This is a genomic window from Streptomyces boncukensis, from assembly GCF_011045075.1.
Taxonomy (GTDB): Bacteria; Actinomycetota; Actinomycetes; order Streptomycetales; family Streptomycetaceae; genus Streptomyces; species Streptomyces boncukensis.
This window is the reverse complement of sequence record NZ_JAAKZZ010000403.1, coordinates 1-6,955: the sequence shown is the minus strand read 5'-3', so window position 1 is coordinate 6,955 and position 6,955 is coordinate 1. Positions and strand designations below refer to the sequence as shown.

4 protein-coding genes and 2 pseudogenes are annotated in these 6,955 nt (G+C 72.5%); 5 read left to right on the top strand and 1 reads right to left on the bottom strand.

Annotated elements, in window-relative coordinates; all coding sequences use genetic code 11:
• From G5C65_RS28025 to G5C65_RS28005, 5 genes and pseudogenes are all read left to right on the top strand, one after another.
• A pseudogene (locus G5C65_RS28025) lies at positions 1-802 on the top strand (hypothetical protein); the annotation flags it as partial.
• Positions 799-2,175: an ATP-grasp domain-containing protein gene (locus G5C65_RS28020; RefSeq protein ID WP_165301811.1), complete on the top strand. Its 1,377-nt coding sequence runs from the start codon at positions 799-801 to the stop codon at positions 2,173-2,175. The pseudogene G5C65_RS28025 and the gene G5C65_RS28020, both read left to right, overlap by 4 nt.
• Complete coding sequence (locus tag G5C65_RS28015; RefSeq protein WP_165301810.1) at positions 2,168-3,649, top strand: pyridoxal phosphate-dependent decarboxylase family protein; 1,482 nt, start codon at positions 2,168-2,170, stop codon at positions 3,647-3,649. The genes G5C65_RS28020 and G5C65_RS28015 overlap by 8 nt, the downstream gene beginning before the upstream one ends.
• 115 nt (positions 3,650-3,764) lie before the next feature.
• Positions 3,765-5,594: a family 43 glycosylhydrolase gene (locus G5C65_RS28010; RefSeq protein ID WP_241266105.1), complete on the top strand. Its 1,830-nt coding sequence runs from the start codon at positions 3,765-3,767 to the stop codon at positions 5,592-5,594.
• Positions 5,591-6,832 (top strand): sugar ABC transporter substrate-binding protein, encoded by a 1,242-nt coding sequence (locus G5C65_RS28005; RefSeq protein WP_165301809.1) that lies wholly within the window; start codon positions 5,591-5,593, stop codon positions 6,830-6,832. The genes G5C65_RS28010 and G5C65_RS28005 overlap by 4 nt, the downstream gene beginning before the upstream one ends.
• A 16-nt stretch (positions 6,833-6,848) precedes the next feature.
• Here the strand turns inward: G5C65_RS28005 and G5C65_RS28000 are convergent.
• Positions 6,849-6,955, bottom strand: a pseudogene (locus tag G5C65_RS28000) (IS5/IS1182 family transposase); the annotation flags it as partial.

Below are 6,955 nucleotides of genomic sequence, written 5' to 3'. Positions count from 1 at the left end.
CCCCCGCCCCGTACGGCGGCCGGGCGTCGCCCGGCCGCTCGCCGACGCCCGCGAAGCCGACTACGACCGGTACTTCGGCATCGCCCGCACTCCCGACGTACCGGTTGGCACGCTGGTCGAAGCCCTGCGTTCAGCCACCAGTGAAGTCGCGGCCTTCGCACCGGAGTCGACCGAGCCCGCTGTGCGTGCGGGCCTGGCCGTCTGCGGCCTGGCCCCACCCGGGCCGTCCGACAGGGTGGACGATTCGCCCTTGGGGCGGTGGAGGGCCGGGCACCGGCTGTTCTTCGCCCTCATTCAGGCCACCGTCGTCGCCTTACGCGGCGCCGCCGCTGTCGGCACCGCGTCGCATCCCGCGCCGGGGGACACCCGCGGGGCGGCGACCCTGCTGGCGGCCTGTGCCGCCGCGATGCGGCTGACCGCCTCCTTCTCCCCGCACGCCTACGGTCATCTCGTACGGCCCAGCATGGCGCCGCCCCAGCGCGACCTGGACGGATTCTCCGGCCTGTGGTCCGCCGACCATCGTGCCCTGGTCGGCCATCTCCGTACCTGGGGGCGCGCGCACCGGGAAGCCTGCTCCGGCCGGTGTCCGTCCCTCGACGAGTTGAGCGGGGCCCTCGCAGAGGTCCACGGTGCGCACCACGGCATCTGCGCCCGCTTCGTCGGTGCCCAGCCGTCGTTGCTGGGTACCGACGACGACGCTCTGCGCACCCTCATCCGCCTCAACACCAACCGGAGTCGCCTCCTGCAGCCGCCCGGCCACACCCCTGTGGAGGCAGGGACCACACCGCGGAGCGCACCATGAGACCGGCCACCGCGGACACGATCGCGCTGGAGGGCGTCGACGCCGCCGAAGGTCTGCGCACGCTGGAGGACTTGGTGGACGAGGTGGCCTTCTTGGACCGGTCGGCGTTCCTCCCCGCCTCCTTCCAGCCTGCGGTGCCCTGGTTGCACCACGAGCCCGTCTCACCTCTGCTGGGCCCTTTGCCTCCAGCCCGTCCAGCCCGTCCCGCCCGTCCAGCCCCTCCAACCTCTTCAGCCGCGCCCTCCGTCGCGGAGCGGGCCGTGGCGGTGGCCTTCGCTCCCGAGCACGGCGACCACGCCCACCAGTGGGCCGCCCAGCACGGGCACCGGCTCCTGGCCCCGTCGCCCGCCGTGACAGCCCGCGCCGCCGACAAGATCGACTCCTTGCCACTGCTGGCCGAGGCCGGCGTGGCGGTGGTCGACCACGTCCTCATCCCCGCGACCGGCCGGCAGCCCGCCGAGACGTACTGGCCCGCACACTGGGAGCGAGCGGTGCTGCAGCGCCGGGAGAACAACCTCATCGGCCAGGGCACCGTCGCGCTCCATGAGCGTGCGCAGCTGACGGCGGCCCTGGAGCGCTGGCGCGGACGCGCCCTCAGGCTCAGCCGCCTGGTGCCCGGCATGTCCCTGACCGTGAGCGCCTGCGCGGCGGCGGACCGCACCGTGGTCTCGGCCGTTTCCCACCAGCTGGTGGGTCTGCCGGAGCTCACTCCGGGGTGGGGCACGCACTGCGGCAACCAGCTCCTCGCCCCGCGGGATCTGCCCGGCGGGCTGTACACGCGGACCCGGACGTGCGCCCGTGCGGTCGGAGACGTACTGCGTCGGCATGGCTACCGGGGGGTCTTCGGCCTCGATCTGCTCGTCGACGGCGACAAGGTCGCGGTGGTCGAGATCAACCCACGCTTCCAGACCGTGCTCTCCCTCGTCCAGGCCGCCGAGGCGCGAGCCGGTCTGCTGCCCTCGCTGGGCCTGCACGTCCTCGCCTGCCTGCTGCCCACCCTGCCGCCCACGCGCTCCTCCGCCCAGCTTGCCACGCCCCTGAGCCAGTTCCTCGTGCACGCCCTCCGAACCGGGCGCCTGGCCACCGTGCCCGCACCGGGCTGCTACCGCCTGTCCGCTTCCTGCGGCCTCGCACACGTCTCCCCGGCGGTCGCGCTCAACGACCTTCCCGCCGACACCGCCCTGCTGTGGCCGCATGCTCTCCCCGGCACCGTGCACGCCGGCGACGAACTCGTCCTCGTCCAGGCGCGCGAGCGCGTCTGCCCGCTCGCCACACGCCCCCCGCTCGGTGCCCGTGCGGCGGCCTGGACCGACCGGATCCGCACCCTCGTACGAGCAGATCCCCGCCCCGCAGGTGAGCGGCGCCATGCCTGACGAGACCGGGCAGGCGCCCTACCGGCCGGGCGAACTCGCCCTGCCCACAGCCGATATGCGCAACGCGGGACACCGGGCCATCGACCTGGTCGTCGAACGTCTGCGGTCGGTACGCCACACCGCCCCCCACGCCACGGCCGATCCCGCGGCGCTCAAGGCCCTGCTGGACGAGCCGCTGCCCGAGGACGGCCGCGACCTGACCGAGGTCATCGAGCAGGTCACTCAGCAGGCGCTCCCCCTGGGGATCCGCTTCGACCACCCGCGCTGCCTGGCCTTCATCCCCACGACCGGCAACTTCCCCGCAGCCCTGGCCGACTTGCTGGCCGCGGCCTATCTGAGCGTTCCCGGCGCCTGGCTCGTCGGGTCCGGGCCCACCCGCATCGAGCTGACCGCCCTGTCCTGGCTGTGCGAACTGCTGGGCCTGCCCGAGACCTGGGGCGGGCTGTTCGTCAGCGGCGGATCCGTCGCCAACCTCACCGCGCTGGCCGCCGCCCGCGACCACCACCTCGCCGGTGACCTCACCGACGCCCGCCTGTACTGCTCCACCCAGGCCCACCCCTCCATCGCTCGCGCCGCCCACCTCCTGGGCCTCGACCGCTCCCAGCTGACCTCCCTGCCCCCGGACACCGGCCACCGGCTCGACCCCCGCCTGCTGTCCGCACGCCTGACTCAGGACCGCGCCGCCGGACTGCGTCCCTTCGCTGTCGTCGCCACCCTCGGCACCACCAGCACCGGCGCCATCGACCCCCTCACCGAACTCGCGGACATCTGCCGGGACCACCGGCTGTGGCTGCACATCGACGGCGCCCACGGAGCCGCCTACGCCGCCACCGCCCGCGGCCACCACCTGCGCCCCGCACTGCGGCGCGCCGACTCCCTGGTCATCGACCCGCACAAGTGGCTCTTCCAGCCCTACGAAACGGGGTGCGTCCTCGTCCGCGACCCCGCGCTCCTCAAGAACACCTTCCGCATGGAGCGGCACCACCTGGACACCGGCTACCTCCGCCCCTCCCGCGCCCGGGGCGACGAGATCAACCTCGACGACTACGGCCCCCAGCAGTCCCGCGGCCTGCGCGCGCTCAAACTGTGGCTGTCCCTGAAAACCTTCGGAGCCACCGCGTTCCGCCGCGCCATCGACCACGGTCTGGACCTCGCCGAGCACGCCGCCGACCGGATCACCGCCCACCGCGAACTCCGCCTCGTCACCCCGCCCGGCGTCGGCATCCTCACCTTCGCCTACGAGCCCCCCGGGCCAGAGCCGGATCTCGCTGCCATGGATCGCTTGCAGTACGAGGTCAGCGAGGCGGTCTGCGCCAGCGGACAGGCCGTGATCCTGACCACTCGCGTCCACGGCCGTACCACCTTGCGTATGTGCACCATCAATCCCGCCACCACCTCCGTGGACATCGACACCACCCTCGATCTCGTGGTCCAGACCGGACGCGCCTGCCGTATTCGAACACGGTCACGATGACCCTCGAAGCGGTCGCGTCCCGCTGACGAAAGTTTCGGGTGTGCGCGCGGGGGGCTGACGTGCGGGAAGGGGCTGCGTAATCTCCCGGCGAATCCCGGCCAGTTGAGAGGCGTCCATGCCCCTGCGTCGTCCCGCCCTGCTGCTGCCCGCCCTGTTCGTCCTGCTCGCGCTCCTCGCGTTCGCGCTGCCCGCCTCCGCGCAGCAGCCGGTCGAGCGCGAGGGCCAGTCCCGCACTGTCTCACGCTACCTCTTCACCGCTTTCGGCGACGCCGACGAACGCGACCTGCGCGTCTACGCCTCGGACGACGCCGCGAACTTCTGGACCGTCCAGGAGAAGGCGTACACCCCGCCCTCCGGTGGCCTGGTGCGCGATCCCAGCGTGGTCAAGCACCACGGCCGGTACTACGTCGCCTACACCAGCTCCTGGGACGGAACCTCCTTCGGGCTCGCCGTCAGCGACGACCGCCGGTCCTGGAAGCACCTCGCGGACATCGCCGTGGACACCGGCGCGCCGGGCAGCAACACCTGGGCGCCCGAGTTCGTCACGGACGCGCCGGACGGCCGGGTGCGGATCGTCGTCTCGCAGTCCGCGGGGGAGCGCACCGGCTTCCAGCCGTACGTGCTCACCGCGCGGGACGACACCCTCACCCGCTGGAGCGGGCCGGAGCCGCTGCGCGGCCTCGCCCCGGGCGGGGGAGACGGGAAGGGCTTCGTGGACACCGCGCTCGTCCGGGACGACCGGGGCCGCTACCACGCGTTCACCAGCGACGTGACGCACGGCCAGGTCGAGCACGCCGTCGCGGACCGGCTGACCGGCCCGTACCGTCTCACCGGCCAGGGCGACTGGGCCGGGTGGGGCGGCGAGCTGGGCGGCCCGTCCGTGGTGCGGCTCCCGGACGGCGGCTACCGGATCTACCTGTACGGGCACCGGACCGGACAGTACTTCTACAGCGACAGCGACGACCTGGAGCACTGGAGCGGCAAGCGCGAACTGCCCGGCCTCTCCGGCAGCGTGCGGCAGGGCACCGTGATCCGGGAGACCGCCACCGAGCGGCCCGGCGACACCAACCCCGCGCTGCCCGGCTACCACGCCGACCCCGACATCCTGTACGCCGACGGCCGGTACTGGATGTATCCGACGGAGGACGGGCACCCCGGCTGGAGCGGCACCCGGTTCCCCGTCTTCTCCTCGCCCGACCTCGTCGACTGGCGGAACGAGGGCACCGCGCTCGACCTCGCGGACGTCTCCTGGTGCGACGCGAACGCCTGGGCGCCCGGGATCGTGGAGAAGGACGGCACCTACTGGCTGTACTTCACCGCCTGCCAGAGCATCGGCGTCGCCAAGGCGGACAGCCCGGCCGGGCCGTTCCGCGACGCGCTGGGCGAACCCCTGGTGAAAAAGGGCGAGTTCGGCCACCAGTCCATCGACGCCGCCGCCTTCGTCGACGACGACGGCACGCCCTACCTCTACTTCGGTCAGGGCGGGTTCGAGGCCGCCCGGCTGAAGGAGGACATGGTCTCCTTCGCCACCACGCCGGAGAACATCGCCCCGCCCGGCTACAACGAGGCCCCCAAGGTCTTCAAGCGCGCGGGCCGCTACTACGCCATGTGGTCCGAGAACGACACCCGCAGCCCCGACTACCAGGTGTCCTACGGCGTGTCCGACTCCCCGCTCGGCCCGTTCACCAAGGCGGCCGGCGGGCCGGTGCTCAGCAAGGACCCCGGCGACCAGATCCTCGGCACCGGCCACAACTCCGTCATCCAGGTCCCCGGCCGGGACGAGTGGTACCTCGTCTACCACCGCTTCGCCCGCCCCGGCGGCGACGGCACCCACCGCGAGGTCGCCCTCGACCGCCTCCGGTTCGGCGCCGACGGCAGCATCCCGGCCGTACGTCCCACCCAGCGCGGCATCGACCCCGTCACCCCTGTGAGGGCCGACCGTTGACGCCCCGCAGACGCGGGCTCCGCATCGCGCTGGCCCTCGTCACCGCCGCCGCGCTGGGTGCCTGCGGGGGCGCCCGCGCGAACAGCGAGGCCGACGACCACACCTACGTCTTCTGGGACCCCTACCCCCAGTTCGACGCCAAGTCCGACTGGGTGAGGCTCGTCAAGGGCTGCGGGAAGAGCGCGGGCGTCGACGTCAAGCGCACCGGCTTCGACGGCACCGAGCTCACCACCAAGGCGCTGCTCGCCGCCCAGCAGGGCACCTCGCCCGATGTGATGGTGATGGACAACCCCGTCGTCTCGACGTTCGTCGAGGCCGAGACGCTCAAGACCACCCGGAGCCTCGGCCTGGACATCTCGCCGTACGAGAGGAACATCATCGCCGCCGGGCAGGTCGACGGCCGGACCTACGGCATCCCCATCGGCGCCAACACCCTCGCGCTCTACTACAACAAGAAGGTGCTGCGCGGCGCGGGCGTCGCCCCGCGGGACATCACCGACTGGGCGTCCCTCACCCGGGCGCTGCAGAAGGTGAAGGCGTCCGGCAAGAAGGGCATCACCTTCTCCGCGCTGGGCACCGAGGAGGGCACCTTCCAGTTCCTGCCCTGGTTCTGGGGCAACGGCGCCAAGCTGCGGGCGCTCGACTCGCCGCGCGCCGAGGCCGCGCTGAAGCTGTGGAAGGGCTGGCTCGACGCGGGGTACGCGCCCAACTCCGTCCTCAACAACAACCAGACCTCCACCTGGCAGGAGTTCGCCACCGGCGACTACGCCTTCGGCCTCAACGGCACCTGGCAGCTCGCGAACGCCGAGGAGTCCGGCATCGACTACGGCGTCATCCCCGTCCCCGGAGCCCGCGGCGGCGCCGCGGCCGCGGCGACCGGCGGCGAGTTCGTCACGGCGCCGATCCAGTCGGACGGCTCGCGCTACGCCACCACCAAGAAGATCATGAGCTGTCTGGTCAGCGAGCGGAATCTGCTCGCCACGGACACGGCGCTGAGCTATGTCGCGCCCGTCCGCGCCGTCCAGGAGCGGCAGGTGCGGGAGAACCCGGCGCTGGCGCCGTGGGTCGAGGCCGTACGCACGGCGCGCGGGCGCACCAGCGGCGGGCTGGGCACGGACTATCCGCTGATCTCCGAGCAGCTGTGGACGGCGTTCCAGAACGCGCTCTCCGGCGCGCAGAGCCCGCAGGACGCGCTGGGCACAGCCCAGCGCGTGGCCCGCGAGGACACGGCGGACTAGGAGTTGTCTTCAAATGTCACGTCCACATCAGGAGCGAGGCGAGGGCGACGGCTCCCTGGTAGGACTCGGCGGTCTTGTCGTAGCGGGTCGCGATGCCGCGCCACTGCTTGAGGCGGTTGAAGC